General features: G+C 72.3%; 21 protein-coding genes. 8 read left to right on the top strand and 13 right to left on the bottom strand.

Annotated features, from left to right (window positions below):
- Positions 1-161: 161 nt before the first annotated feature.
- Positions 162-2,306, top strand: coding sequence for a hypothetical protein (locus B4N89_RS50945; RefSeq protein ID WP_201261116.1), 2,145 nt, complete (start codon positions 162-164; stop codon positions 2,304-2,306).
- Positions 2,303-3,988, top strand: coding sequence for a purple acid phosphatase family protein (locus tag B4N89_RS38940; RefSeq protein WP_078981262.1), 1,686 nt, complete (start codon positions 2,303-2,305; stop codon positions 3,986-3,988). Before B4N89_RS50945 ends, B4N89_RS38940 begins: the two co-directional genes overlap by 4 nt.
- A gap of 144 nt (positions 3,989-4,132) precedes the next feature.
- Here B4N89_RS38940 and B4N89_RS38935 read toward each other — a convergent pair whose 3' ends face one another.
- Together B4N89_RS38935 and B4N89_RS38930 are read right to left on the bottom strand one after the other, a co-directional pair.
- Complete coding sequence (locus tag B4N89_RS38935) at positions 4,133-4,585, bottom strand: iron chaperone (RefSeq protein ID WP_078981261.1); 453 nt, start codon at positions 4,583-4,585, stop codon at positions 4,133-4,135.
- A 165-nt stretch (positions 4,586-4,750) separates the two neighbouring features.
- The gene (locus B4N89_RS38930) at positions 4,751-5,185 is read right to left on the bottom strand and encodes an SSI family serine proteinase inhibitor (protein ID WP_235619216.1); all 435 of its coding nucleotides are present in this window, start codon (positions 5,183-5,185) and stop codon (positions 4,751-4,753) included.
- A gap of 259 nt (positions 5,186-5,444) precedes the next feature.
- On the opposite strand from B4N89_RS38930, the gene bioB reads away from it, so the two are divergent.
- Together bioB and B4N89_RS38920 are read left to right on the top strand one after the other, a co-directional pair.
- On the top strand, positions 5,445-6,506 hold the full coding sequence (gene bioB / locus B4N89_RS38925) for a biotin synthase BioB (protein WP_078981260.1): 1,062 nt from the start codon (positions 5,445-5,447) through the stop codon (positions 6,504-6,506).
- Positions 6,507-6,589: 83 nt separating this feature from the next.
- A complete protein-coding gene (locus tag B4N89_RS38920) occupies positions 6,590-7,855 on the top strand; it encodes an adenosylmethionine--8-amino-7-oxononanoate transaminase (protein ID WP_414646466.1) in 1,266 nt (421 codons plus the stop codon).
- 25 nt (positions 7,856-7,880) lie between these two features.
- Here the strand turns inward: B4N89_RS38920 and B4N89_RS38915 are convergent, their stop codons facing one another.
- Positions 7,881-8,375 (bottom strand): hypothetical protein, encoded by a 495-nt coding sequence (locus B4N89_RS38915; RefSeq protein WP_078981258.1) that lies wholly within the window; start codon positions 8,373-8,375, stop codon positions 7,881-7,883.
- A 248-nt stretch (positions 8,376-8,623) separates the two neighbouring features.
- Between B4N89_RS38915 and B4N89_RS38910 the strand changes: the two genes are divergently transcribed.
- Positions 8,624-11,293: a sigma factor gene (locus tag B4N89_RS38910; RefSeq protein ID WP_078981257.1), complete on the top strand. Its 2,670-nt coding sequence runs from the start codon at positions 8,624-8,626 to the stop codon at positions 11,291-11,293.
- A 16-nt stretch (positions 11,294-11,309) separates the two neighbouring features.
- On the opposite strand, the gene B4N89_RS38905 is transcribed toward B4N89_RS38910, so the two are convergent.
- Positions 11,310-12,218: a D-hexose-6-phosphate mutarotase gene (locus tag B4N89_RS38905; RefSeq protein WP_078981256.1), complete on the bottom strand. Its 909-nt coding sequence runs from the start codon at positions 12,216-12,218 to the stop codon at positions 11,310-11,312.
- A gap of 488 nt (positions 12,219-12,706) precedes the next feature.
- Between B4N89_RS38905 and B4N89_RS38900 the strand changes: the two genes are divergently transcribed.
- Positions 12,707-13,465, top strand: coding sequence for an enoyl-CoA hydratase/isomerase family protein (locus B4N89_RS38900; protein ID WP_235619215.1), 759 nt, complete (start codon positions 12,707-12,709; stop codon positions 13,463-13,465).
- A gap of 60 nt (positions 13,466-13,525) precedes the next feature.
- On the opposite strand, the gene B4N89_RS38895 is transcribed toward B4N89_RS38900, so the two are convergent.
- The 6 genes from B4N89_RS38895 to B4N89_RS38870 form a co-directional block, all read right to left on the bottom strand.
- The gene (locus B4N89_RS38895) at positions 13,526-14,779 is read right to left on the bottom strand and encodes a cytochrome P450 (RefSeq protein ID WP_078981254.1); all 1,254 of its coding nucleotides are present in this window, start codon (positions 14,777-14,779) and stop codon (positions 13,526-13,528) included.
- 252 nt (positions 14,780-15,031) lie between these two features.
- Positions 15,032-16,261: a cytochrome P450 gene (locus B4N89_RS38890; RefSeq protein ID WP_101897512.1), complete on the bottom strand. Its 1,230-nt coding sequence runs from the start codon at positions 16,259-16,261 to the stop codon at positions 15,032-15,034.
- Between the two features lie 164 nt (positions 16,262-16,425).
- A complete protein-coding gene (locus B4N89_RS38885; RefSeq protein ID WP_078981253.1) occupies positions 16,426-17,034 on the bottom strand; it encodes a GTP-binding protein in 609 nt (202 codons plus the stop codon).
- Positions 17,015-17,383 (bottom strand): DUF742 domain-containing protein, encoded by a 369-nt coding sequence (locus B4N89_RS38880; protein WP_078981252.1) that lies wholly within the window; start codon positions 17,381-17,383, stop codon positions 17,015-17,017. The genes B4N89_RS38885 and B4N89_RS38880 overlap by 20 nt, the downstream gene beginning before the upstream one ends.
- On the bottom strand, positions 17,380-17,781 hold the full coding sequence (locus B4N89_RS38875; protein WP_078981251.1) for a roadblock/LC7 domain-containing protein: 402 nt from the start codon (positions 17,779-17,781) through the stop codon (positions 17,380-17,382). Before B4N89_RS38875 ends, B4N89_RS38880 begins: the two co-directional genes overlap by 4 nt.
- On the bottom strand, positions 17,778-19,100 hold the full coding sequence (locus B4N89_RS38870) for an ATP-binding protein (protein WP_235619213.1): 1,323 nt from the start codon (positions 19,098-19,100) through the stop codon (positions 17,778-17,780). Before B4N89_RS38870 ends, B4N89_RS38875 begins: the two co-directional genes overlap by 4 nt.
- 722 nt (positions 19,101-19,822) lie before the next feature.
- Between B4N89_RS38870 and B4N89_RS38865 the strand changes: the two genes are divergently transcribed.
- A complete protein-coding gene (locus B4N89_RS38865) occupies positions 19,823-20,536 on the top strand; it encodes a hypothetical protein (protein ID WP_078981600.1) in 714 nt (237 codons plus the stop codon).
- Positions 20,537-20,591: 55 nt separating this feature from the next.
- On the opposite strand, the gene helR is transcribed toward B4N89_RS38865, so the two are convergent.
- The 3 genes from helR to B4N89_RS38850 form a co-directional block, all read right to left on the bottom strand.
- On the bottom strand, positions 20,592-22,739 hold the full coding sequence (helR, locus tag B4N89_RS38860; RefSeq protein WP_078981249.1) for an RNA polymerase recycling motor ATPase HelR: 2,148 nt from the start codon (positions 22,737-22,739) through the stop codon (positions 20,592-20,594).
- The gene (locus B4N89_RS53170) at positions 22,736-23,089 is read right to left on the bottom strand and encodes a hypothetical protein (RefSeq protein ID WP_201261115.1); all 354 of its coding nucleotides are present in this window, start codon (positions 23,087-23,089) and stop codon (positions 22,736-22,738) included. The genes helR and B4N89_RS53170 overlap by 4 nt, the downstream gene beginning before the upstream one ends.
- 169 nt (positions 23,090-23,258) lie before the next feature.
- Entirely contained in the window at positions 23,259-24,731 is a 1,473-nt protein-coding gene (locus tag B4N89_RS38850) for an MFS transporter (RefSeq protein ID WP_078981247.1), read from the bottom strand.
- Positions 24,732-24,893: 162 nt separating this feature from the next.
- Here B4N89_RS38850 and B4N89_RS38845 point away from each other — a divergent pair, with 162 nt between their 5' ends.
- Positions 24,894-25,868, top strand: coding sequence for an Lrp/AsnC family transcriptional regulator (locus B4N89_RS38845; protein ID WP_078981246.1), 975 nt, complete (start codon positions 24,894-24,896; stop codon positions 25,866-25,868).
- Positions 25,869-26,010 lie beyond the last annotated feature (142 nt).

Genomic DNA, 26,010 nt, shown 5'->3' with positions numbered 1-26,010 from the left:
TGCGACCGGGCCGCCCTGCATACTCACGATCGTTGTCGACGTGCCGTGGTCGGAAGGCGTCGGCTTCGCTCCTTTCGGCTTCCCGATCCCATGCACGCTCCCCATGGTCTTCCCGCGGGTGGCCGCCGGTGTCGGGGTGAGTGACGGGTCATCACCTCCACATGGGTACAACGCGTAGTCGTCCCCTGTTCATGATCGGCGCCCTTCGGCTGCGACGGGTCGCGGTCGGTCTGATCGTGCTGGGTCTCCTGGTTCTGCTCTTTCCGATGATGTCCTCGGCCGCGGAGTCACCGCCGGTGCGCGGTGCGCGGGCCGACTACCTGACCGGCGAACAACGCGCCATGACGCCGGGATTGGTCACCCGGTCCGGCAGCTACGCCGAACTGGCCTCCGGGCCCGACGAGAGTTTCGGCGACACCCGTTCGCGGGCGGCCGACTGGCTGACGGTGCCCGCGGCCGGCGCGGACGGTGGCGCCTCGGCGGATCGATCGGTGCCCGCCGGCACGCCGTTGGGCAAACGTACGGCCGCCATCACGTCGGCGGCGCTGAACGTCTCGCGCACCGCGCAGAGCCTGAAGGCCACGTCGGACGTGCGCGGATTCGACCACCCGCTCAACCAGTTCCGCGAACTGGACCAGGTGGTCGGTGTGACGTCGCTGGTGCGCATCGACAAGGTGCACGCGGAGGTGGGTGCTCCGAGCGCCGCGGCCGACGCCGGGCCCGCCGGCGCCGGCGCCGATGACGCTCCGCGTGCGGCGACCGAGGTCACCGGCCTCACGTTCTTCCCCGGGTCGACGCGTGAGGAGCGGGTGGACCTACCCGGTGGGCGCATTCCCGGCGGATTGCTCAGCCGTACGCTGCACTTCCGCACGGACGACGACGGCCTGGCCATGAAGAGCCTGTACAAGGGCGATCCGGCGATGTACCGGGCCATGCTCGGCGACGGCACCGGCTTCCTGGACGCCACCTGGACGGTGATGATCGCCGATCTCGCCTCCACCACGGCCGACTCCGCGCGGGCCGGACTGGGTGTCACCATCGACATGCGGTGGCGGGTCGGCATCGACGCGCGGGACACCCTGCAACTGCGCATCGACGGCAACGAGCGGTACGTGGATACCCGGATCGCCGAGGTGACCGCGGGCGACCCGGCCGCGGTGTTCCGGCGCCCGGCGGTGCCGACGACCACCGTGAGCGGGTTCGGCCCGCCGGGAGCCGGACCGGGGGACACGGTCACGGTGACCGGGAGCGGCCTGGACGCGGGCGGGATCGGCGTGTACGTGGACGGTTCGCCCGAGCGGATCACCGGTGACGCGCTGCGGGTGGCGGCCGACGGTACCTCGCTCGCCTTCGCCGTGCCGGTCGGGGCGACGCCCGTCAAGGGGGTGCTCGTGGTCGGCGACCACGGGGAGGGCAGCGCCGGGAGTTTCCCGCGCCCGGGCGCCGGCAGTTCCGGTCCTCCCACGACCGCGACGGGTGCGCCGCCGAGTCCCACCGACGAGGGGCCGGTCCGGCACGCCTCGTGGGCGGGGTCGGCGGTCAAGGCGGGCGACCTTCCCGAGTCCTGCGTGACGGCGGCGCAGTGGCGGGTCCCGGCGGACCGGGCCGTGTTCACGGCGGCGCTGGGCGACGGCGGGGTGCGGGCGCCGGCGATCGCGTCGGCGGTGTTCACCTTCGCCGACGAGAGCGGTGCGCGGCACGAGGTGGCCACCGGCGCCGGGCCGGTCTGGGGGCAGCCGTGGCCGGCGGGGCCCGCCGCGCACGTGGTGGGCACCCGGCCCGGGCAGGTCGCGGCGGTCGTGCCGAACGGGTGGAGCCTGGTGGCGCTGGGCGCCGACCACCGCGGTGGGGACGGCGCGAAGCAGGCCGCGCTCAGGCCGGTCGGCGGGTGCTGGGCACTCGGCCGGGAGCGACCTACGACGCCGCCTACGAGCGGACCACCGACCACGGCGCCGCCGACGAGCACGCCGCCGACGAGCACGCCGCCGACGAGCACGCCGCCCACGAGTGCGCCGCCGACGAGCACGCCGCCCACGAGCACGCCGCCCACGAGCGCGCCGTCGACCGGTGAGCCCTCGGGTGGGCCGACCGACACCTCGACGCCCACCGGGTCCGGCGGTGCCGGCCCGGGCTCGAACAGCGGCGGCTCCGGCGGCTCCCCCACCGTCCCCGAGAGCGCGACCGGCACCGGCGGCAGCCTCTCCCGCACCGGCGCCGACATCGTCCTCCCCGTCCTCCTCGGCACCGCCGCGCTCGGCGCCGGCCTCGTCCTGCTGTTCGCCGCACGTTCCAGGAGCGCCCGATGACCCCCGTCCCCGACCGCAACCCCCACCTGCCCCGTTCCGGCGTGCCCGACCGGCTCGCCGCGACGATGAGCATCGCCGAGCAACACGAATACCTGCGCGCCCGCCGCCGCACCGTCTCCCGTCGCGGCGTACTCACCGCGATCGGCCTCGGCGGCGCGGCCGTTCCGCTCTTCGGCGCCACCTCGTCGGCCGGCCCGCGCCGCGCGCCGTCGCTGCTCTCGGGCACGGACTACATCGACGGGAACGCGCTCAAGCCCGCCGCCCGGCATCTCGCGTTCGGCGCCGATCCGCGCGGCCAGGCGGCGATGAGCTGGCAGGTGCCGCAGCCGGTGCGCCGGCCGTACCTGCGCCTGGGCACGTCCCCGAAGCAGCTGGACCAGGTGGTGCCCGCCGAGATCCGGCACCTGCACTCACACCTGATCGAATACGCCGACAACCCCGCCTCGGCCTACTTCGACTACGACCAGTACCACCTGCACGCCGCCCTGGACGGCCTCGATCCGGGCACGCGCTACTACTACGCGCTCGGCCACGAGGGGCTGGACGCCGCGTCCGTCGCCGCCACCGTCGGCTCGTTTCGCACCGCGCCGGCGGTCGACGGCGTCCCGGAACCCTTCACGTTCACCGCGTTCGGCGACGAGGGCGTGGAGTTCGGCGGCGCCGCCAACCAGACCCTGATGCTTCGTCAGAACCCGGCGTTCCACCTGCTCGCGGGGGACATCGCCTACGCCGCCTCGGGCGCCGGACTGCCGTCCAGCCACCACAGCGCCGAAGGCGCGGACAAGCTCCAACCCGAGATGTGGGACGAATACCTGCGGATGATCGACCCCGTCGCCGCGTCGGTGCCGTGGATGGTGGCGATGGGCAACCACGACATGGAGGCGCTGTATTCGCCGGACGGCTACGGCGGCCACCTGGCCCGCTGGCACCTGCCGGGCAACGGGCCGCGCAACTCGCATGCCACGTACGGCTTCCGCTATGGCAACGTGGCGGTGGTCAGCCTCGACGCCAACGACGTCTCGCACGAGATCCCGCACAACCGCGGCTACACCGCCGGAGCGCAGACGGCGTGGCTGGCCGGCCATCTGGCCCAGGTGCGGCGTACGCCCGGGATCGACTTCGTGGTGGCCTTCTTCCATCACTGCGCCTACTGCACGGCGACCGACCACGTCTCGGACGGCGCGATCCGCGAGGAGTGGATCCCGCTGTTCGATCGTTACCAGGTCGACCTGGTGATCAACGGGCACAACCACGTCTACGAGCGGGCCGACCCGATGCGCGGCGGCGTACGCACCCGGCGGGCCGACATCGGCGACCGGATCCGGCCGGCCACCGACGGCACCACCTACCTGACCGTGGGCAGCGGTGGGAAGAGCGGCTACGAGTTCTCCGCTCCGGAGACGTACGCGGGCGGCCCGGCCGATGTCACCGACGCGGTCAAGGGCGGCTACTACACGAAGGCCGGCAAGCTCGACGAGACCGTCGAGTGGTCGCGGGTGCGGTTTCGCGGCAACGCCTTCATCGCCGTCGACGTGCGGCCGGCCGCCGCCGGGCGGGAGACCACGATGACGATCCGTACGCTCAGTGCGACGGGCGCGCAGATCGACACGGTCACGCTGGTCCGGGAGGCGGGTACGCCGATCCCGGTCGCGGGTACGGGCGGTCGCGGGACCGGGGGCTGAGCGCGGGGGCGGGCGTCCCTGTGGCGCGGCGGCCGGACTCCTTCGCCGGAGGCCCGTCGGGGCGCCCCGTGCCTCCGGTCGACCGGGTGTCGGCCGCCGATGTACGCGCGTGAGGCGGGCCCGGTGCGTCACCCGGGCCCGGGCTCAGCCGACCGCCCGCCTGACGAGTTCCGCGATGCGCGCCTCGACCTCGGGGGTTACCTCGGTCAGGGCGAAACCGGCCGCCCACATCGGGCCGTCGTCGAGCTTGGCCAGGTCGCTGAACCCGAGTGTCGCGTAGCGGGCCTTGAACTTCTCCGCGCTCTGGAAGAAGCAGACGACCTTGCCGTCGATCGCGTAGGACGGCATGCCGTACCAGAGCTTCGGCTCCAGGGTCGGCGCGTTGGCGGTGACGACGGCGTGCACACGCTCGGCCAGGACGCGGTCGGCGTCCTGCATCTCGGCGATCTTCGCGAGCAGTTCCCGCTCCGCCTCGGCCGCCTTCTCGGCCTTGGACGCACGCCGCGACGCCGCCTTCAGCTCCTTGGCGTGGTCCTTCATCGCGGCGCGTTCGTCGGCCGAGAAGCCCTCGTGCCTGCCGTCTTCGGCGTTGCCCATGGCGGATCCCCCCGTGTTGATCAAATTTCGTGATCTTGGACGGGACCTTATCCCGGCTCCCCGATACCGGGTCAACGGTGATGCGCGAATCGCTCCGCCGACGGTACGCACGGGGCCGGTGCTCGTCGTCGATCGGGGGCGTGTCGGGGAGAAGCGGTGTCCGCCTCAGCCGCCCACCCTCGGCAGGACCGGGACGAGGTCGTCCCACCGGGTGATCTCACAACCGTTGGTCCGGTCGAACGCGGCGTCCACCGGGTGGCCCGCCCATACGCCGGTGATGTGCGCGGCGGCGGGTCCGCCGTGGATCATCGTGCACAGCGCGCCCTGCGGCACGGGCGCGAACGGGTCCCTGCCCGACATCGTCACGGAGTCCAACCTGTCGCACGCCTGCCGGGGCGCGGGATGGCCGCCGCCGGCGGGGTGGCACTCCAGCGTGTACACCCCCGCCCCGCCGGGAACGTCCGTGACGGTGACGGTCAGCCGGTCCCCCATCCCGGAGGCGCCGGTCGCGCCGGGCGCCGAGTCGGCCAGGGCGGCGGGAGCCAGGCACGGCCCTACGGCAAGGACCAGGGCGGACACGGCGAGACCACGAAGCACCACTGAAGACTCCCGATGCGTGCGCACATACGTACAGGCCGAGGACACCCCACGCAGCCGTGGGCAAAGGCCGCACCTTCCCTAACGCCCGCACCCCCGGGCGGGTTACGCGCACCCGTCCCGGCGGCGACCTCGCCCCGATCGATTCATGTTTCCAGGCCGGGTGAGGGGTGGTGGGGTGGCCGGGGACAGAGTTCAGGGGGGTGATGTTGTGGGGTTGCTTCATTGTTGCGTGTGATCACACCCGGTGAGACTGCGAGCCATGACGACAATGCTCGATGGACTCGTGGACAAGGCGCTGCGGCGCGAAACGCCCTCTCGCGACGAGGCGTTGGCCGTATTGGCGGGGGCGGAGGAGACGCTGGACATCGTCGCGGCGGCCGGGCGCGTGCGGCGGCACTTCTTCGGTCGGCGAGTGAAGCTGAATACGATCATCAATATGAAAAGCGGGCTGTGCCCGGAGGACTGCTCCTATTGCTCGCAGCGGCTCGGGTCTTCGGCGGAGATCCTGAAGTATTCGTGGATCTCGCCCGAGGAGGCCGCGCGGACCGCCGATCAGGCCGTACGGGCCGGCGCCAAGCGGATCTGCCTGGTGGCCAGCGGACGCGGCCCGGGTGCACGCGACATCACCCGGATCGAGGACACGATCGCCGCGGTCAAGGAGGGCAGCCCCGAGGCGGAGATCTGTGTCTGCCTCGGGTTGCTCTCCGACGGTCAGGCCGAGCGACTGGCCGCCGCCGGGGCGCACGCGTACAGCCACAACCTCAACACGAGCGAGGCGCGCTACGCCGACATCTGCTCGACGCACACCTTCACCGACCGTACCGACACCCTCCGTCGCGCCGGCGCCGCGGGCCTGTCGCCGTGCTCCGGGGCGATCTTCGGGATGGGCGAGTCGGACGAGGACATCGTCGATCTGGCCGTCGCACTGCGGGAGTTGGACCCGGACTCGGTGCCGGTCAACTTCCTCATCCCGTTCGAGGGCACCCCGCTCGCGGGCAACTGGGAGCTGACGCCGGAGCGTTGCCTGCGCATCCTGGCGCTGTTCCGGTTCTTCTTCCCCGACGTCGAGGTCCGTCTCGCGGGCGGCCGGGAGATCCACCTGCGCGGCCTCCAGCCGCTCGCACTGCACCTGGCCAACTCGATGTTCCTGGGCGACTACCTGACCAGCGAGGGCCAACCGGGTACGGACGACCGGCAGATGCTCACCGACGCGGGTTTCGTCATCGAGGGCGTCGACGAACGGACCCTGCCCGACGCCCGGCACGACCTGGTCGCGATCCGGCGGCGCGGCGCGGGCAGCGACCTGCCGGCCAACACATGACGGCCGAAAGGCGCTCCCCGGCGCCGCTCGACGGGTGGCCGGGCCGCGTGCGTACCGGCCGCCGGGACCGCACCCCCGGCGAACTGCTCGACCTGGACCGGGAGCACGTCTGGCACCCGTACGCCGCCATGCCCGGCACGATGCGGCCGCTCCTGATCGAATCGGCCGAGGGGGTACGGCTGCGCCTGGCCGAACCGATCGGGGACGTCGAGGAGTTGATCGACGGCATGTCCTCGTGGTGGGCGGCCGTGCACGGTTACCGCCATCCCGTGCTGGACGCGGCGATCCTCGACCAGGTGGGGCGGATGAGTCACGTGATGTTCGGCGGCCTCACCCACGAGCCGGCGATCCGCCTCGCCCACACCCTGGTGGAGATCACCCCGGAACCGCTGCGGCACGTCTTCCTCGCCGACTCCGGCTCCATCTCGGTCGAGGTCGCGATGAAGATGTGCCTCCAGTACTGGCGGGCCCGGGGTCGCGGCGGCAAGCGGCGCCTGCTCACCTGGCGCGGCGGCTACCACGGCGACACGTGGCATCCGATGTCGGTGTGCGACCCCGAGGGCGGGATGCACCACATGTGGCAGGGAGCGCTGGCCGAACAGGTCTTCGCCGACGCCCCGCCGCGCGACTTCGACCCCGCGTACGTCGACCACCTGGACGCGCTGTTGACCCGCCACCGGGACGAGGTGGCGGCCGTGATCGTCGAGCCGATCGTGCAGAACGCCGGGGGGATGCGCTTCCACTCCCCGCGCTACCTGCGGGCCTTGCGCGAACTGTGCACCATCCACGACGTGTTGCTGGTGTTCGACGAGATCGCCACCGGCTTCGGCCGCACCGGCGAACTGTTCGCCGCCGACCACGCGGGGATCAGTCCCGATGTCATGTGCCTCGGCAAGGCCCTGACCGGCGGATACCTGAGCATGGCCGCGACGTTGTGCACGGAGGAGGTGGCGGCCGGGATCGGCACCGGCGAATCGCCCGTACTCGCCCACGGCCCCACCTTCATGGCCAACCCCCTGGCCGCGGCGGTCGCGAACGCCTCCCTGGACCTGCTCCTGGCCCAGGATCGGCGTAGCGACGTCGCCCGGATCGAGACCGCCCTCACCACCGGCCTGGCCCCGGCCCGAACCATCCCCGGCGTTCGCGACGTTCGTGTCCTCGGCGCGATCGGCGTGATCGAACTCGACCACGAGATCGACCTGCCGACCGCCACCGAGGCGGCGACGGAACACGGCGTCTGGCTACGCCCGTTCCGCAACCTGATCTACACGATGCCGCCGTACATCACCACCGACGAGGACCTGGCCACGATCACCACCGCGGCCCGAGCGGCCGCCGCCGCGACGTGACCTCGCCGGTGGCGAGGGGCGGCCGCTACGGGCAGTCGTGGAAGGTACGGGCCGCCGGGGTCAGGGGTGTGCAGAAATCGTCGACCTGGTCGTCGACCCGGTGTGCGATGTAGGAGAGGCCGACCACCAGGATCGTGTAGGTCACGATCGCGACGACCACCCGGCCGTAGGAGGCCGCCGCCGCGGCCTTCGCGCGGTGCGGGCTGCGCGGCGGGTAGACCAGGGCGACCGGTGAGCCCGCGCGGTGGCGGCCCTCGACCGTGCAGCGGTACGGAATGCCGTTGTGGGCGGTGTACTCGACGACGGTCATGTCCACGAAGTAGACGTCGTCGCGGATGCGGTCGGGGTCGCTGCCGCGCCGGGTGCGGCGCTCGCGGAAGGTGGATACGGCGGTGCCGTTCGTGCGGATGCCCCACCGGCGCAGGTAGTGGACCCGCAGGGCGATCAGGAGGATGACGAACGGTCCGAGGACCACGACGAGTTGCCGTGCCACGAGGAAGGAGTGCGCATGGTCGCGCATGATGGCCGCCCTTCGGGGTGTACCGGTGTCGACTTGTCCGGTACGTGGTCGGGCGCCGGGGAATCTCTCCACTTTTCGGTCGGGAATCTTTTGCGGGCGCCGATTTCATCGTTTCGGTCGTGATATGCGCTTTTCCCGGGCCGACGGCCGCACGCCGGCGGATAATCGGTCGCGCGAAGATGGAGAGATTCGCCTCCCCCGAGACACGTCGCTGGTGACGAAGTCGCGTCGCCGTTGCGGAGGGTGCCATGACACGGATCGGACCGGACCCGTCCGGGGACTCGTCGTCGGAGCGGGGGCTGCCGGAAAGCCTGTGGGCCGAGGATCCGGACGCGGATCCCGACGGCGCTTCCGACGACACGTGGCAGCTGTTGCGCGACGGCGACGAGGCCGCCCGCGTCGCGTTGTACGAGCGGCATCACGATGCGCTGGCCCGTTGGTTCCGGGCGAAGTTGCCGTCGGCGGCGGAGGCCGACGACTGCGTCAGCGAGGTGTTCGTCCGCGCGCTCGACGGAATCGCCCGCGACCTGAAGCCGACCCGGGGCGTCGACCGGTGGCTGTGGGGCATCGCCAAGCACGTATGGATGGCGGAACTGAGGGCACGGCAACGTGCCGCGGATCGCCCGGTCGACGAGGACATCCCGCCCGACGACGCGAAGAAGACGACCCTTTCCGAGGTGTCCGCGCCCGGCGGCGACCTCGGCCACGCCTACGGCAAGACCCAGGCGTTCGCCGCGCTCTACACCGCCACCGACGCGCTGTCGCAGACCCAACGCACGGTGGTGAGCGCGCACTTGGACCACACGCTCGCCGAGATGCGCCCCGTGAAGGGGGCCGAACTCGCGGCGCGTCTGGGCTGGCCCCGGGTTCGGGTCGACCGCGAACTGAGCCGGGGCCTGAAGAAGGTGCGCGAACGGGTCGGACTGCTCGCGGCGGCGCGCTCGATGCGCTTCTCCTGCTCGGCGGCGGCCGAAGTCAAAGGACTCGCACGACTGTTCGCGGCCGAGGAGATCGCCTCCGGCCTGGTGCCGACCCGGGCGGAGTATCGCGTCCTTCGCACCCACGCGGCGACCTGTCCCACCTGCTCCGCCGTGGCCAAGGACGCCATCGTCCAGCGCACGTGGGTGCTCGGACCGGGGCTCGCCCTGGCGGCGGCCCGGCAGGGCGAGGACGACGACGAGCGGCGCCGCGCGGCGGTGGCCTGGTGGACGGGGCGGCCGGCGACCACGGCCGAGGCCGCGACCGAAGTCCCGATGGCGGCACCCGTCCCGGCCCTGGACGTCGCTGCCGCGGCCGCCGATCCCGGCGCGTCGGGCAGTGTCGTCCGGATCGTGCGGCCCGCGCTCACCGCGACGCGTGCCGCACGCGATGCCGTCCTGCACCGGTTGCTCCGCGTCCCCGGCGTCGCGCCGGCGGTGAACACCGCGACCCGAATCGCCGCGGACAATCCGTTGGCGGTGCGCGTGGGCGGCACGGCCGTCGCGCTCGCCACCGCGGCGGCCCTGACCCTGTCGGCCGTCGCGCCCGACTCCGCGCACACCCCGTCCGCCCGGCCGTCCGCCGGCCCCTCGGCGGCCCCCGGCGCCACCGGTCCGGGCGGGGCGGCGAAGGCGGTGGCGGACGAAACCCCGCCCCCGAGTCCCACCCCGACGGACGTCCCGTCGGACCGGCTGCCCGGCGGCCCGACGCCCCCGGACGGGGCGGCGGCGACGCCCGGCGGCGAGAGCGACCCCGATCCGGACGGCCCCACCGGCACACCCGGCACGGGCGGCCGAAGCGACACCGGCGCCGCACCGATCGGCGGCGGCGGGGCCGGAGGCAACGGCGGCAACAGCGGCAACGGAGGCAACGGAGGCGGAGCCAACGCCCCCACCCCCGTGCCGGCCACCTGGGGCTTCTGGATGGTCCGCTACGCCGACGACCCGATCGGCACCACCCGCGAACTCACCCCCACCCCGCAACGCCCGGACAGCCACGAACCGAACTGGACCTACGGCATCCGGCGCCTCGGCAACCCACCCGTGGTCAAGACCGTACGCGTCACCCACACCGCCGTCGGCCGGCACGTGGTGATCCTCCCGGACAGCGCCGCCCCCGGCGGCATCGCGCACGTCTCGGTCTCCGACTACGCCGCGAACGGCGTGTCCTGCCAACCCGTGCGGTGGTGGCCGCAGGGCACCGACGAGCGCGTCGAGGTGGCCTGCTTCGACCGCACCGGCACCCCCGCCGACATCCCCTTCACCGGACTCTTCCTCGCCGGCGACCGCAACGGCCCCTACCAGCAGGCGAGTTCGCGCGGATACGTCCACGCCGACGAGCCGGCCGCCGCCCGCCAACTCCCCGCCGCCGCGTCCCGGCAGAACACCGGTGCGGTGACCCGTACCGGCACCGGACGCTACGCGGTGGCGGTCGCGGCGGACACGGAATCCGTCCAGGTCTCACCGGTCGGGACGACGCCTCGGCACTGCGCGCTCACCGCGCTCGCCGGCGGCACCGCGTCCGTGGCCTGCGCCACCCATGGCGGCGCGCCGGCCGACACCGCGTTCACCCTGAGCCACACCGGCCGGCAGAGCCCGCTCGACGACACCCGGGTCCCGCACGCGGTACACCTGACCGTCGCCGACGCACCCGGCGGCGCCGCGCCGACGATCACCGGATCGTGGATGTCCCGACCGGGTTCGGCCGACGTGACGCGCACCGCGACCGGCCGCTACACACTGCACCTGACGGTCGGTTACCTGACCAGCTACGCCCACCTGACGGCCGTCGGCGGCGGCTACTGCACCACCGTGCTGCGCAACGACTACGGCACCAAGGACGACGTCCTGATGTACCTGGCCTGCTACACCGCGACCGGCGCGCCGGCCGACAAGGGCTTCCGACTCTCCTACCTGACCGCGTCGCCGTACTACCCGTAGCCCCGGCGCAGCCCGTCTACGCGTCGGACACGATCCGGAGCGTCGCACCCAGGCGGGCGGGTGTGCCCGGCCTGCTCACCAGGGGCCGCGAGACATGGGCGCTCTCCACGCAGACGAACTCCCGGTAGCCGTCGTCGGGGACGTCCGCCATCGAGCGCGCGAGGTCGGCGCCCGGATTCCACACGACCACGTCGGTATGGCCCTCGTGGCGCACCTCGACGACCCGCTTGCCGGCCGGATCCGCCGCCCGGCTCACATCGTCGGGGCTGGTGTAGACCCGGTCGGTCCGCCCCCGGAAGGCGATCCCGTCCGTGGCCGGCGCGGTGTGCACGGGCGCGTCGAGGACCTTGTCGACGTACGGCCCGCCCAGACCGGTGACCCGCACCTCCTCCAGGTCACCGACCCGTAGATAGGTGTGCAGCGCGGCGGTGCTCTCGAAGTCGCCCCGGGCCTCCAGTTCGATCCGGCACTCGCGCCCCAGTACGAACCGGGCCGACACCTCGAACTCGTGCGGCCAGTACGCCCGCGACGCCTCGCTCGCCCGCAACACCAGCGTCAACCGCACCGCCTCGTCGCCGGAACCGGCCTCGTCCCCGGCTCCGTTTTCGTCGACGTCGAGCAGTTCCCACGGCAGCACGCGCGCGAAGCCGTGAGCGGGTCGACCCGCCGCGCCGAACCACGGCCAGCAGATCGGCACTCCGCCGCGAACCGCCCGCCCCTCCTCGAACGCCGTGGTCTCGCTCAGCCACAACACCGGCTCCTCGCCCGCCGGTTGCCAGTGCACCAACTGGGCGCCCTGGAGGGTGATCGCGGCGCGCACGCGCGGATGGGTCACCACGACCACCGGCAGCGCACCGACCCGACGCAGCGTGGTGTACGCACCCAGTCGCCGGTCGACGGGAAGGACGAATACGTCTTCGGGCACGTCGGGACCCCTCACACTCGGCGGACGGCCGTCGCCCACACAACCCGCCACAATGCCACAACCCGATCCACCGTCATCGAGTACACCTCCGGCGGCCCGCGACGCGCCCGGCGCCGACTCGGCCCGGCCCGACCGTGAATCGGAGCGGGTACCGGGTGGTTTCGGCCGGCACGTGGGCGCGGATTCGGCGGTTTCCGAGGTCGTGGGGATCGTCGTGGACGGGGTGCGCCGACGTCTCGGCGCGACCGCCCGCGCGGGTGTGGAGCGGCGACGGGGTAGGCCACGCAGCGTGTACGGCCGCTCACGGACGAGGTCGAGCGGGGTGCGGCGCCGGCGCCGGCCGGCTGTGGAGCGGGTGCCTCGGAGGGGTGTTCGAATGGCGTGGATTCGGCTCCTCAAGTCGTGATCATCAATGCGACGATCTGGTGATCGACGGGGCTTCCGCCGGAGCGGCGGCGTTTTTCCCACCACCGGAAAGGGTCACGTTCGTGGACTCGCTGGATCTGAAGACGGTGCGCGCCGACCTCGACGGGGCGGTGTTGCGGGTGCGGTTGGCCCGGCCGGAGGTGGGCAACGCGCTGGACGAGCAGATGCTGGACGATCTCCTCGCGGTGCTGGCCGAGTTGCGCGTGCGCTCGGATGTGCGGGTCGTGGTGTTGTCGGGCGAGGGCGATTCGTTCTGCGCGGGTGGTGATCGCGGCGAGATGTTGCGGCTGGCGGCCGACGATCCCGGGGGGCCGGCCGTGCGTCGGCTCGGCGAGAAGGCGCGGGCGGTGTGCGAGGGGTTGGCCGCCGCCGATCCGGTCACCATCGCCCGGGTGCATGGCCAGGTGGTCGGGGCCGGCTTGGCCCTGGCGATCTTCTGCGACCTGCGGGTGGGCGACTTCGAGACCCGCTTCCGCATGCCGGAGCTGGCCCTCGGGGTGCCGACCGCGTGGGGCGGTGCGATGGCCCGGCTGATCGGTGAGGTCGGCGCCGCGCGGATCCGCGAACTCGTGCTGACCGCCGACATGTTCGACGCCTCCACCGCCCACCGGCTGTCGATCCTGCATCGGGTGGTGCCGGCCGTCGACCTCGACGACGCGGTGAGCCGCTGGGTCAAGCCCGTGGTGCGCCGCCCGGTCGCGGCGCTGCACGCGACGAAGACGCTGATGAACGCGTACAGCCGAAGCGACCGGTACGGGGATCTCTCCCTGCTCGACGGGCCCTTCCTGTCCGCGTTCCTGGGCGCCGGGACGGCCCGCTGATCCCCTCCGCCCGGAGGCCGGTCGCATCGGCGCGGCGCGACCGGCCTCCGTCGGGACGGATCAGCGCACGCTCACCCGCATCGCGGTGATCCGCCGAAACGCCAGTCGGGGTTCCCATGTCGGCGGCGCGGTGACCCGAAGTGCGGGCAACCGGCGCAGTATCGCCTCGAGCAGGAGACCGGCCTCCAGACGGGCCAGGCCGGCGCCGATGCAGTAGTGGATGCCGCCGCCGAAGGAGATGTGCCGGGCCCGGCGCGTGACGTCGAAGGCGGCTGCGTCCGGGGTCAGGGACGGGTCGTGGTTCGCCGAGGCCAGCATCGTGTGCACCACCTCGCCCCGCGCGATCGGAATCCCGGCCAACACCAGGTCCCTACCCGCGTAGCGCGTGGTCACGGCGATCGGCGGGTCGTAGCGGAAGACCTCCTCCACGGCGTCGGCGAGGGCCATCGGGTGGGCGCGCAGCCAGGCCCGCTGTCGCGGATGCCGGTCGAGGGTCCAGACCATCGTGGACAGCAGGGTGGACGTGGTCTCCAGGGACGCGATGACGGTGAACATGGCCAGCGCGTAGACCTGTTCGTCGGCGAGATCGCGATCCGGCTCCAGTGCGTCCCAGGCGCGCAGCCAGGCCGAGATCACGTCGTCGCCGGGCTCGGCCCGGCGGCGTGCGACCAGGGCGGTGAAGTAGGCGCGCAGACCGCGGATGGCCTCGTCGGCGGCGCGGAGTTGGCGTTTGACGGGCAGCAACTCCTGGGCGTACGCCTGGGCGTGGGTGAGGGAGCGCAGGAGGTCGAAGTCCTCGGGGGGCACGCCGAGCCAGTGTCCGACGGTGGCCACCGGCAGTTGTTCGCCCACGAGTTCGGCGAAGTCCGCGTCGGCGTCCCCGGCCTGCTCGATCAGGGTGTCGAGGAGTGTGTTCGCCACCCGGCGCACCTTCGGGCGCAGCGCCTCGAGGGTGGCGCGGTCGAAGATGGTGTTCACCGATCTGCGAACCCTGGTGTGCTCGGGCGGATTCAGCGCCACCAGCGTTTGTTCGAGTTCGCGGGAGGACGGGGTCGACCAGCGGGAGTCGTCGGACTGTCGAGCGCGCCACGCATGGTCCAGGGCGAGCCAGTCGGGGCTGCGCAACACCTCGTCGCAGGCGCGGTAGCGGGTCACGAGGTAGCCGCCCCAGGGCGCGGGTACGACGTCACCCATCTCCCGTAAACCGGCGTAGAGCGGCAGGGGATCCGCCTGCCCGGCCACGGAGCGCAGGCGGGACAACAGGGCGACGACGCTTCTGCTGTCGACGACGGTGGGTGATGCGGAAGACTGCACGACGGCTCCTTCGAACTCGACACGACGTCGGCGGACGGCTCGGCACAGCGCTGATCGATCGGGCGGCCGGGATGGGGCGGCCGACGAGGAAGGGTGTCTGCGGTTGTCGGGCGGGGCATGCGGCACGCGTGCGCCGCCGCCTCGTTCGGGCGCGCCGAGGCCGGGCCCGGGAGCGGGTGAGCCTCCCGGGCCGCGACGCCGGCACCGGTGGTGGGTGGTGCCGCCCGCCTGGTGCGCGGGGTGGGAGTAGGGCTACTGGCCTCGCCACCAGTTCAGGAACGAGCTCCACACGCCGCCCTTGCGCGCCCCGGGTTCCGGGTGTTCCGCAGCGGTGGCGGGGCGGGCGGGCGCCGGACCGGCGGGGGCTGCCGGGCGCGGCGCGATCGGGGTGAAGCGGGCGGGCAGCGCGGTCAGCGCCCGGTTGAACGGGCCGGGCCGCCAGTCCAACTCGGCCACCGGAACCGCGAGTTCCAGGTCCGGAAGGCGGTTGAGCAGCTTTTCGATCGCGGCGGTGGCGATCAGCCAGGCGGAGTCCTTGGCCGGGCAGGCGTGCGGCCCCGCGCTCCAGGCCAGGTGCGAGCGGTTGCTCGGGCGGCGGCCGTGCGCGATCAGCGCGGGGTCGCTGTTGGTGGCGGCGAAGCTGATCACCACGGGGGTGCCGCGCGTCAGGACCACGCCCGACAGGTCCACGTCCCGCACCGGATAGTGCACGGCGTAGTTCGCCATCGGCGGGTCGGTCCACAACACCTCGTCGAGCGCGTCCTCGACGGAGGCGCCGCCGCCGAACAGACTGGCCGAGAACCGTTCGTCGGACAGGATCAGCCGCAACCCGTTGGCGATGAGGTTGCGCTGCGGTTCGGTGCCCGCGCTCATCAGCATGACGAGTTGATGGATCATCTCCTCGTCGGTGAGCCGGCTCGGGTGGGCCATCAGCCACGAGGTGACGTCGGAGCCGGGCTGTTCGCGCTTGAGCGCGACGAGTTCGACGAGGGCGCCGGTCAACATCGTGTTGGCCGCCTCCGCGTCGCCCACCGCGTCGAAGATGCCCGCGATGCCGGCGACCAGTCGGTCACCCAACTCCGGCGGACTGCCGAAGAGTTCGCTGAACACCAGGAGCGGCAGCGTCTTGGCGTAGTGGTTCAGCAGATCGACGCGACCGGTGGCCGCCCACTGGTCGACGAGGTAGTCGGAGCTGCGTTCGACGAAGCGGCGCAGCTGGTAGGGGTCGATCCGGTCGAGGCTGTCGGTGACCGCCTGCCGCAGCCGCAGGTGTTCGGCGCCGTCGGAGAACAGGGCGTTGGGCCGATACATCATCATCGGCACGACCGGACTGTCGGCGGGGACGGTGCCGTCGGCCAGCGCGAGCCAGCGGCGGGGATCCTTGGCGAACAGTTCGGGGGAGTGCAGTACGCGCAGCGCGGCGGCGTGGTCGGTGACCAGCATCGCCTCCACCCCGGGCGCCAGTTCCACCGGCGCGGCCACGCCCTGGCGGCGCAGGTGTTCGTACGCGGCGCGCGGGTCGGCGGAGAACGTCTTGTCGTACAGGGGAAGGGCCCCGCCGGCGTGCGCGGGGCAGCCGGGGGGAGGGCCGGCGTGGTCGCCGGGGGAGGGGGCCGATCGATCGAAGGGGCCGGTGTTCCCAGTGTTCACGCGAGTTCCTTGGATGCCCGGAGCTGGAGGTAGCGGACGAGGGCCATCAGGGCCTCGGTCGAGGAGGCGCGGTCGCGGGCGTCACAGGTGACCAGCGGCGTGTCCGGCAGCAGGTCGAGCGCCGCGCGCAGCTTCTCCAGGGGATGTTCGACGGAGCCGTCGAACCGGTTGACGGCGACGGCGTAGGGCACGTCGTACTCCTCCAACAGGCCGATGACGTCGAAGGATTGGTCGAAGCGCTGGGGGTCGATCAGGACGAGCGCGCCGAGTGCGCCGACGGTCATGTCCTTCCACACCCGGGCGAAGCGCTGTTGCCCGGGGGTGCCGAACAGGTAGAGCACGAGTCGGTCGCTGAGGGTGAGGCGGCCGAAGTCCAGGGCGACCGTGGTGGTGGTCTTGCGTCCCGCGCCCGTCAGATCGTCGACGTGCGCGCCGGCCTGCGTCATCGTCTCCTCGGTGCTGAGGGGACGGATCTCGGACATGGTGCCGACGAAGGTGGTCTTGCCGACGGCGAAGTGCCCCACGATCAGGATCTTCGCCGCGATCTTGACGGAGTCGGCCAGGTATACGTCCGCGGCGGCGCCGTCAGAGACGGGCAAGGCCATCCAGCACCTCCTGCAGGAGTCGGGTCTTGGGGAGTTCGGCGGCGGGAATGGGCCGACGGGTGGCGACCAGGCCGGTGTCCATGAGATCGGACAGCAGCACCTTGACCACGCCGATGGGCAGGGCCAGGTGTCCGGCGACCTCGGCGACCGACAGGATCCCGCCGCGGCACAGGGCGAGCAGGCGGGTGCTCTCGGGGTCGAGGATGTGCGGCGACTCGTCGCCGGGCAGCGCGATCACCAGGCTGACCAGGTCCAGGCCCTCGCGGGTCGGGTGGCCGCGGCCGCGGGTGATGACGTAGGGACGTACCAAGTCGGCGGCGTCGGATTTCGCCGCGGGGTCGTCGGTCATACCGAATGATCCGCATTCCGTCGGGGCGGGCTGGTCATTTCCTTTCCCAGTTGGCGCACGAGCTGTTGCATGCGGAACGTGATGATCTCCATGTCCACGTTCTGCGTGGCGGATACAGCCAAATAGGCGCCGGGACCCGCCGCCACCAGGAAAATGAATCCGTTGCCGAACTCGACGAGCGTCTGCCGCCAGGGTGACTCGGAATCGTCGATGAACTCCGCCGTGCTTCGGCTGATCGATTGCAGTCCGGACAGCGCCGCGGCCTGGCGGTCCGCCTCGTCCCGGGATATCCCGTCGGAATGCGCGCGCAGTATTCCGTCCGCGGACAACAGGATGGCGTGCCGAGCCTCCGGGACCTTGAGGGCGTCGTTGAGAATCCAGGCCAGGTCGTTGTTCATCGGCTTTCTTGCCCTTTGTCGTCTGTCTCGGGGACGCGACCGGAGCGGGTTCCGCGCAGGAACGCGCCCATCAGCCCCGCGGTCTCCGCGTCCGAACGGTCGGGGGTTTCGGTCGGCGCCGCCGCCTGCGTGCGCTCGACCGGTCGCGGGGCGCGGCGGCGGCGCTGGGGCAGTTCCCCGTCCGGGGCGGCGGCTCCTGCGGCGGGGGCGGACGCGGCGGCGGGTGCGGCGGCGGGTGCGGCGGCGACCGGTTCGGCTTCGGCGACCGCGGCACGCGATACGCGGGCCACGCGCCGGGGGGCGGCGGCCGGGGCGGGATCGGCGTCGACGGCGGTGGTGAGCAGTTCGGAGGGCAACATCACCACCGCGCGCATGCCGCCGTAGGGCGACCGGGTGTCCACGGAGACGGTGAAGCCGTACTGGGCGGCGAGCATGCCGATGACGGGGAAGCCGAACTGGGGCGGGTGTCCCAGCCGCGTGATGCCGACGGGTTCGGTGGCGCCGAGGAAGCGCGCCGCGCTCTGCCGGGCCTCCTCGTGCATACCCACACCCGCGTCGTCGACCATCACGCACACCCCGTTGGGCACGGTCTGGAAGTTGATCTCGACGGTGGTGTGCGGCGGGGAGTAACTGGCGGCGTTGTCCAGGAGTTCGGCCACCGCGAGGGCGACCGGCTCGACCGCGCGGCCGATCACCGCGACGTTGGACTGCATCCGGATCTCCACCCGCAGGTAGTCGCGGATGCGGCCCTTGGCGCCGCGCATGACGTCGTACAGCGGGGCGGCGGCGCGTTGGCGTCCGGTCCAGCCGCCGCAGAGCGCGGCGATGACCTGGGCGCGGCGGCCGAACTGGGAGTTCATGTGGTCGATCGCCAGGAGGTCCTGGAGCAGTTGCGCGTCGACGTAGTTGTTCTGCATGTCGGAGATCGCGACCTGCTGCTCGCCGGCCAGCGCCTGGAGGGTGCGCATGGCGGCCTTGAGCGCGTTCTTGGCCGAGTGGTCGGCGCGGTCGCGGGCGTCCTCGACGGCGGTGGTGAACATCCCCACGACCGTCTCGATTCCCTGCGCGTAGGGGGTTCCGCGCAACTGCTCGTGGCGCAGGAGCGATCCCCGGATCCGGTCCCCGGTCTCGATGAGGGCCGGCAGCAGCACGCGGACGACGTTGTCGATCTCCTCGTCACGCATGCGCACGTCCTCGGCCAGCAGGCGATTCCTTTCCCTCAGATCCCTGACGGTTATTCGGCTGCGGGCCACGTAAACGGCCGCGGCACAGGTGCCGGCCACCCCGTACCAGAGTGCGGGGTCCTGTACAAAATTCATTCCCACGGTCCTCGTCGCGCTATCAGGCGGGCAACGGCGCACGCAGCGAGTGGAATCCGGGGTCGACCGGGTGCCCGAGGCACGTCACCGGGTCTGCGTCCCGCGCATCGCGATAAGTGCGACCCGCCCGTTGCACATTTCACTGTCGCCGTTGCTCTCTCGTCGATGGGGCGTAGCGAGTGTAGTGGCGCAGACTTCCCCGTTCCGGGGGCGAACGACACTTCTTCTTTCATCGTGACTGCATGCGGGCGACCATTCCCGGGATGGAGTCATATGTCCGTCATGTCGACGAATGGCAGCCGAATACGACGTGCCGAGGCTTCGGGGCGCGAATTCCCGGAACCGGCCGGGCGGGCGCGGGAATCGGCTGGAATGCATGGGTCATTCGGGGCATGCCGGCCATTGCACCCCCCGAATCCCGGACGCGTCGCGGCCGCCGGTGCGTCACGATCCGACCCCGCGACGCCCGCCGGGGGCGACTCCCCGAAGCCAGGCCGACAATCTGTTGTGAGGATGTTCACGCACCGTCAGCCTCCCCTCCACCACACCTCGACCGAATCCCCCGCACACCGGCCGCCGGACGTTGGTTCGGGGCGTTCGGCCCTGCTGCGTGGGGGCCTGGCACGCGGTCATGCGCGCCATCCCACACCTCTGGCCGACGCCCCGGGCCGGTACAGTCGGACGTCGCGATCGACGCGAGACGACGTGGGACGGGGATGCGGGTGTCCGAGCACGAGATCGAGGACCTGGTCGCGGACTCGATCCGGGTTCTGGACTCGCACACCGCGCCCGACGATGCGCGCGTCCGGGACTGGTTCGTGGCGCTGTACGGATTCCAGGACGGATACGACTGCTCGTTCACGCACTTTCGCGTGCTGGACATCCTGCTGCGTCGCGGGCACACGTACCGCTTCCCGCTCGACCGGCACCCGGATCACGCCGCGCGCCCGGAACGCCTCGACACGCTGACCGAGTTCACCGGACTGCGTACCTTCGACGAGGATGCCCCCGACTTCGACGGATACCGGTCGTGGCTGGAAGACGGCTACGTCGACCCGCCGTTCCTCTACTGCGACGCCGGCACCGCGCTGTGGCGACGCATGGTCGACGCCGGCGAACTGCACGGCCTCGACGCCGTGCCGCCGCGCCGCGTCCGGCTGATCGACGTGGTCCGCGAGATCGCCGTGGCCGCCGAGCGGGAGCAGGACGCCGAACTCGTCGGCCTGTGGTACGCGTTCGGCTGCGCCACCCTCGTCGGCGGCCCCGCGGGCTGCCCGTTCGACGTCGACGAACTCGCCGAGATGCCCGCCGTCCGGGACCTGCGCGCCGTGGTCCGGCGCACCGACGCCCTGCCGATCGCCCGACGATCCCCGTACGCGGCGCCCGTCGAAGACACCGACGACGAGGATCTCGAAGCCTGGTGGTGGCGGCTGTAGTTCGGCATTCGGGCGGGCCGTGGGCGGGCCCGGCCGGGCCCGCCCACGCCCACGCTCAGTCGCCGGTGAGGATGACCAGGCGGCGGGTCGCCCTCGTCATGGCGACGTAGCGGTCGACCGCGCCCTCGATGCCGCTGCCGAAGGTGTCCGGTTCGATCAGGACGACCAGGTCGAATTCGAGGCCCTTCGACAACTCCGGGGTCAGCGAGTGCACGCGGGGCGACGAGCGGAACGTGGGATCGCCGATCACGCAGGCGATTCCCTCGTCGTGCGCGGCGAGCCAGTCGTCGAGGATCGAGGTCAGCTCCGACGTGGAGCCGTACCCGACCGGGATGCCACTGGTGCGGATGGAGGTGGGCACGTTGGCGTCCGGAAGCACGGTCCGGATGACCGGCTCGGCCTTCGTCATGATCTCTTCCGGCGTGCGGTAGTTGATGCTCAGCGACGCCATGGTGATCCGGTCCAGACCGACCCGCTCCAGCCGCTCCCGCCACGACTCGGTGAAGCCGTGCCTGGCCTGGGCGCGGTCGCCGACGATGGTGAAGCTCCGGGAGGGGCAGCGCAGCAGCAACATCTGCCATTCCGCGTCGGTCAATTCCTGCGCCTCGTCCACGACGATGTGCGCGAACGGGCCGGCGAGCAGGTCGGGTTCGACGCGGGGCCCGCCGGACTCGTCGACCAGGGAGGTGCGCAGGTCCTCGCCGCGCAACATCGTCACCACGCCCTCGCCGTCGTCGTCGGCCGCCACCAGGGCGTCGACGACCTGCGACATGTTCTCGCGTTGGGCCGCGAGGGCGGCCCGCTGCCGTCGCATGCGCCGGGACGCCTCGGGGTCGCCGAGCCGCAGCCGCGCCGCGTCCAGCAGGGGCAGGTCCGACACCGTCCAGGCGTCGGCCTTCTCGCGCTGCAACCTCCGTACGTCGTCCGCGTCGAGCCACGGGGCGCACATGCGCAGGTAGGCGGGTACCGTCCACAGGTCGCCGACCACGTCGGTCGCTTCGAGCAGCGGCCAGGCGCGATTGAAGGCGGCGAGCAGTTCCCGGTTGCGTTGCAGGGACCGGCGCAACAATTCCGGCGAGGCCTCGTCGTCGTCGTGCTTGTCGACCAGGATCGTGAGCAGTTCCTCCCAGATCCGGTCCCGGGCGTCGTTGTGCGCTATCCCGGGTTCGGCGGCCTCGAACGCCTCGGCCCAGTCGGCGACGGTCAGCCGGATGTCGGACCAGTGCGTGGTGACCGTCATGCCCTTGGTGGGCGGCTCCTCGTAGAGCGCGACGGCCTTCTCGATCGCCCGCACGAGCCGCGCCGACGCCTTGAGGGCGGCCACCTCGGGATCGGTCTCCGCGGCCGCGCCGGCCCCTTCGGGGAGCAGGTCGCGCAGGGTGCAGGTCTGTACGCCCTCCTCGCCGAGACTGGGCAGGACGTCGGCGACGTAGTTCAGGTAGGGCTGGTGCGGGCCGACGAACAGCACGTTGCCCCGGCGGTGGCCCAGGCGCGGGTCGGCGTAGAGCAGGTAGGCGGAGCGGTGCAGGGCGACGACGGTCTTGCCGGTCCCCGGTCCACCGTCGACGACGAGGGCGCCGGCGGAGCCCGCGCGGATGATCGCGTCCTGATCGGCCTGGATGGTGCCCAGGACGTCGCGCATCCGGGGCGAACGGTTGCCGCCCAGGCTTGCGATGAAGGCCGACTGGTCGTCGAGCGCGGCGTGGCCGACGATGCCGTCGGTGGTGAACACCTCGTCCCAGTAGTCGTTGATCCGGCCCCTGGTCCAGCGGTAGCGACGGCGGCTGGCGAGCCCCATCGGGTTGGCGTGGGTGGCGCCGAAGAAGGGTTCGGCGGCGGGGGTGCGCCAGTCGATCAGCAGTCGGCGGCCCGCGCTGTCGGTCAGGCCCAGGCGTCCGACGTACACGGTCTCGCCGGCCGCGTCGACCATGTGTCCCAGGCACAGGTCCAGACCGAAGCGACGCAGGGCGCGCAGGCGTGAGGTCAGTCGGTGGATCTCGATGTCGCGGTCCATCGCCGCCCGCCCCTGGCCGCCCGGCGACCTGCGCTCGGTGTCGAGGCGGTCGGACAACTCGGCGATCTGCTCGTCCAGGCAGGTCGCGATGGCCGCGAAGTGCCGCTCGTCGTCGGCGATCAGCGCCGGGTCGGCCTTGGCGGCGAGGCGGTCGGGGAGGTCGAACGCGCTGGTGGTGACGGGGTTCACGGCTTCGGCTCCGATCCGAGGTCGCGGGGCGACCGTGGTGCGTGGCGGGTTGCGGCTCGACGGTTGTGCGCGCCGCCGCGGCGGCCGACCGCGGCCGCCGGGTCGAACAGGGCCCGCCGGCCGATCTCGCCGATCCGGTCCTGCGACGGCGGCTCGTCACCCGTGACCCTCGTCCGTACCGGCCGGGCCGGCGGCACGCCGACCGGGGCCGGCCGGTCGGCGAAGTCCGGTGGCGCGCACAGCACTATCTCCGCGCCGGGTTCTCGCCATCGCACCGCGAGTCCCGACACCGGCTCGACGTCCCCGCGCGACTCGAACGTCGACAACAACACACGCACTTCTCGGCTCACCCATTTCCGCAGATCCCGGCCGGGGCTTCGGCTCAGGTCGATGATTGTGCGGTACGACGGGGGCCTTGCCGCAAGGCCCCCGGTGCGCTATATGTTGGTTATGGCGAGGAGAGGGTTTCTCCTCGTCGTTTTTGTGTCCGCGACGTTTCCGTCGATTCTCCGTGCCGCGTCATCCGCCGGCGTCCGCGCCCCGTCGGCCGCGCGCCGTCATCGCCCACGCGGCCGGCACGGTGGCGACGAGCAGGATGCCGGCGGCGGTCAGGGCGTGTCGGGCGCCGACCGACGCGGGCTGTCCGGACGCGTCGCCGGTCAGGTAGACGCCGCCGACGATCGCGACGCCGAGGGTGCCGCCGAGTTGTTGCACGGCGTTGAGGAGGCCGGCCGCCGAGCCGGTCTCCTGCGGGGAGAGCCGGCGCAGGGCGGCGGTGAAGAACGGCGGGGTGAACAGGCCCACGCCGAGCCCGGCCACGGCCAGCGCGAAGGGCAGGCCGCGCGGATAGTCGTCGGCGGGCGCCACCCGGTAGGCGAGGACCGCGGCGACCAGGCCGACGGCGAGGAAGGCGATGCCGGCGTGCAGGACGCGGACGCCGTAGCGGGGCACCAGGATGCCGCCGGCCGCCCAGGAGGCGACGGCCAGGCCGGCGGACCACGGCAGGAGGGTGAGGCCGGCGGTGAGCGGACCCCGGTCCAGGCCCAGTTCCAGGTGCAGCACCACGGTGATCATCACCCCGTTCACGACCGCGAAGAACAGTGTGGAGGTGGCCAGAGCGGCGGGGAACGCTCGACCGCGCAACAGGGACGGTTCGACGAGCGGGGCGCGACCGGCGGCGGTCGTGCGGCGCTGGTGGACGACGAACCCGGCCAGGACGAGCACCCCGAGCGCGGCGGCGGCCCACGCGCCCGCACTCGGCGCACCGCTGCCGCCGGCGAGCGGGCAGACCAGCAGCGCGGTGCCGATCGTGGCCAGTGCGGTGCCGGACGGGTCGAGGCGGGGGCGCACGGGCGCGCGGTCCTCGCGCAGACGCGGGGCGATCAGCAGCACGGCCGCCGCGAGCGGCACATTGACCACGAACACCGCACGCCACGAGGTGCCGAACAGGTCGGCGTGGGTGAGCACGCCGCCCGCCACCGGGCCGAGCACCGCGGACAGACCCATCACCGGGCCGATCGTGCCCAGCGCCCGGGGGAGTTCGGCGCCCTCGAACATGGCGCGGATCAGCCCGAACGTCTGCGGGACGATCAGCGCGGCGGCCACACCCTGCGCCGCGCGCATGCCGATGAGCACGCCCACGTTCGGGGCGAGCGCGCAGGCCAGCGAGGTGGCGGCGAACGCGGTGACGCCGACGCGGAAGACGCGGCGCCGGCCGGCGATGTCGCCGAGGCGGGCGGCGGTGAGCAGGCCCAGGGCGAAGGTGAGAGTGTAGGCGGCGCTGTACCAGGGGATCGCGGCGGCCGGGCCGCCGAGGTCGGCGTGGATGACGGGGCCGGCGACCTGGACGATCGTGGCGTCGAGGAGGTTCATCGCCTCGGCGACGAGCAGCGCGATCAGGGCGGTCCAGCGCCACGGATAGGCGCCGAGGGCCGGCCGGTCGGGCGCGGTGGTGATGGGGTCGCCGCAGGGGGCGGTCGGATGTTCGGACATGGGTTCCCCGCGGGTGGTGTGGTGTCGGGATGCGCGGGCCGCCGGATCGTCCTCGTCCGGTGCGCCGTGCGATCACCACCCTGGCTCCGCTCCGGCTCCCGGTTCCATTTCCGGGCATCGGATCGTCGATTCCATCCATCCGACTCGGCTATTTTATGAATCATGCTCGAACCGGACGACCTCGATCGCGGCCTGATCCACGCCCTCCATACGGACGCACGCGCGCCGTTCACCCTCATCGCCGACGTCCTGGGCACGTCGACGCAGACCGTGGCCCGCCGCTACCGTCGCCTGCACGCCGAGGCCGGCCTGCGCGTGATCGCCCTGCCGAGCCCGCGCAGCACCCGCGCGCACCAGTGGTTCGTGCGGTTGACCGCCGCCACCCGCACCGCCCACGACATCGCGGTCGCGCTGGCCCGCCGCGCCGACACCTCGTGGGTGCGGCTGACCTCCGGCGGTACCGAGATCGTCGCGATCATCCACACCCCGCCCAGTGGCCCCGACGCCCACTCCCTCCTCCTGCGCGACATCCCGCGCACCGCCGGCATCACCGCCGTCTCCGCGCACTACCTGCTGCACACCTACCTGGGCGGGCCCACCCCGTGGCGTGGTCGGCTCGGCACGCTCACCCCCGAACAAGAGGCCCGGCTGCGCGGCCACGACCTCCCGGCCGGCCCGACGCACGACGAGCCGTACCCGTTCACCGACGCCGACCTGCGCCTGCTGGCCGCCTTGCGCGAGGACGGCCGGGCCGGCTATGCGGAACTGGCCGCCGCGACCGGCTCCACGCCCGCCACCGTCACCCGTCGGCTGACCGAACTACGGGCCCGCGGGGCGGTGTTCTTCGACATCGACATCGAACCGGCCGTACTCGGCGCCACCGTGTCCGCGCTGTTGTGGATGCAGGTCGCCCCCAGCCGCCTCGACGAGGTCGCCCACGTGTTGGCGGGCCACCCCGAACTCGCCGTCGTGGCCGCCACCACCGGTCCCACCAACCTGGTCGCACACGCCCTGTGCCGCGACGCGGAGGACCTGCACCGATACCTGATCCACCGGCTCGCCCTGGACGCCATCACCCGGATCGAGACCGCACCGGTCCTGCGCACCTACAAGGCCGCCGCCACACTGCGCGCCTGACCCGGCGATCCGCCTCCCCCCTCTCATCCCCTCTCATCCCTTCTCATCCTGTTCGCCGATGGGGATCCACACCGTCCCCGCGCGTGTCGGTCACCGTCAGTAGGTTCGTATCCGTACCCGCCGATCGTTTCCGACTCGGCGT

The organism is Embleya scabrispora (assembly GCF_002024165.1).
Classification (GTDB): Bacteria; Actinomycetota; Actinomycetes; order Streptomycetales; family Streptomycetaceae; genus Embleya; species Embleya scabrispora_A.
The sequence above is the reverse complement of the archived record's forward strand: the minus strand, read 5'-3'. Positions and strand labels throughout refer to the sequence as shown.

What these genes read in the sequence shown, in the direction of transcription:
- B4N89_RS50945 (WP_201261116.1), top strand. Translation starts at nt 162, where the DNA reads ATGGGTACAACGCGTAGTCGTCCCCTGTTCATGATCGGCGCCCTTCGG.
- B4N89_RS38940 (WP_078981262.1), top strand. Translation starts at nt 2,303, where the DNA reads ATGACCCCCGTCCCCGACCGCAACCCCCACCTGCCCCGTTCCGGCGTG.
- B4N89_RS38935 (WP_078981261.1), bottom strand. Translation starts at nt 4,585, where the DNA reads ATGGGCAACGCCGAAGACGGCAGGCACGAGGGCTTCTCGGCCGACGAA.
- bioB (WP_078981260.1), top strand. Translation starts at nt 5,445, where the DNA reads ATGACGACAATGCTCGATGGACTCGTGGACAAGGCGCTGCGGCGCGAA.
- B4N89_RS38915 (WP_078981258.1), bottom strand. Translation starts at nt 8,375, where the DNA reads ATGCGCGACCATGCGCACTCCTTCCTCGTGGCACGGCAACTCGTCGTG.
- B4N89_RS38910 (WP_078981257.1), top strand. Translation starts at nt 8,624, where the DNA reads ATGACACGGATCGGACCGGACCCGTCCGGGGACTCGTCGTCGGAGCGG.
- B4N89_RS38885 (WP_078981253.1), bottom strand. Translation starts at nt 17,034, where the DNA reads ATGGCCTTGCCCGTCTCTGACGGCGCCGCCGCGGACGTATACCTGGCC.
- B4N89_RS38880 (WP_078981252.1), bottom strand. Translation starts at nt 17,383, where the DNA reads ATGACCGACGACCCCGCGGCGAAATCCGACGCCGCCGACTTGGTACGT.
- B4N89_RS38875 (WP_078981251.1), bottom strand. Translation starts at nt 17,781, where the DNA reads ATGAACAACGACCTGGCCTGGATTCTCAACGACGCCCTCAAGGTCCCG.
- B4N89_RS38870 (WP_235619213.1), bottom strand. Translation starts at nt 19,100, where the DNA reads ATGAATTTTGTACAGGACCCCGCACTCTGGTACGGGGTGGCCGGCACC.
- B4N89_RS38850 (WP_078981247.1), bottom strand. Translation starts at nt 24,731, where the DNA reads ATGTCCGAACATCCGACCGCCCCCTGCGGCGACCCCATCACCACCGCG.
- B4N89_RS38845 (WP_078981246.1), top strand. Translation starts at nt 24,894, where the DNA reads ATGCTCGAACCGGACGACCTCGATCGCGGCCTGATCCACGCCCTCCAT.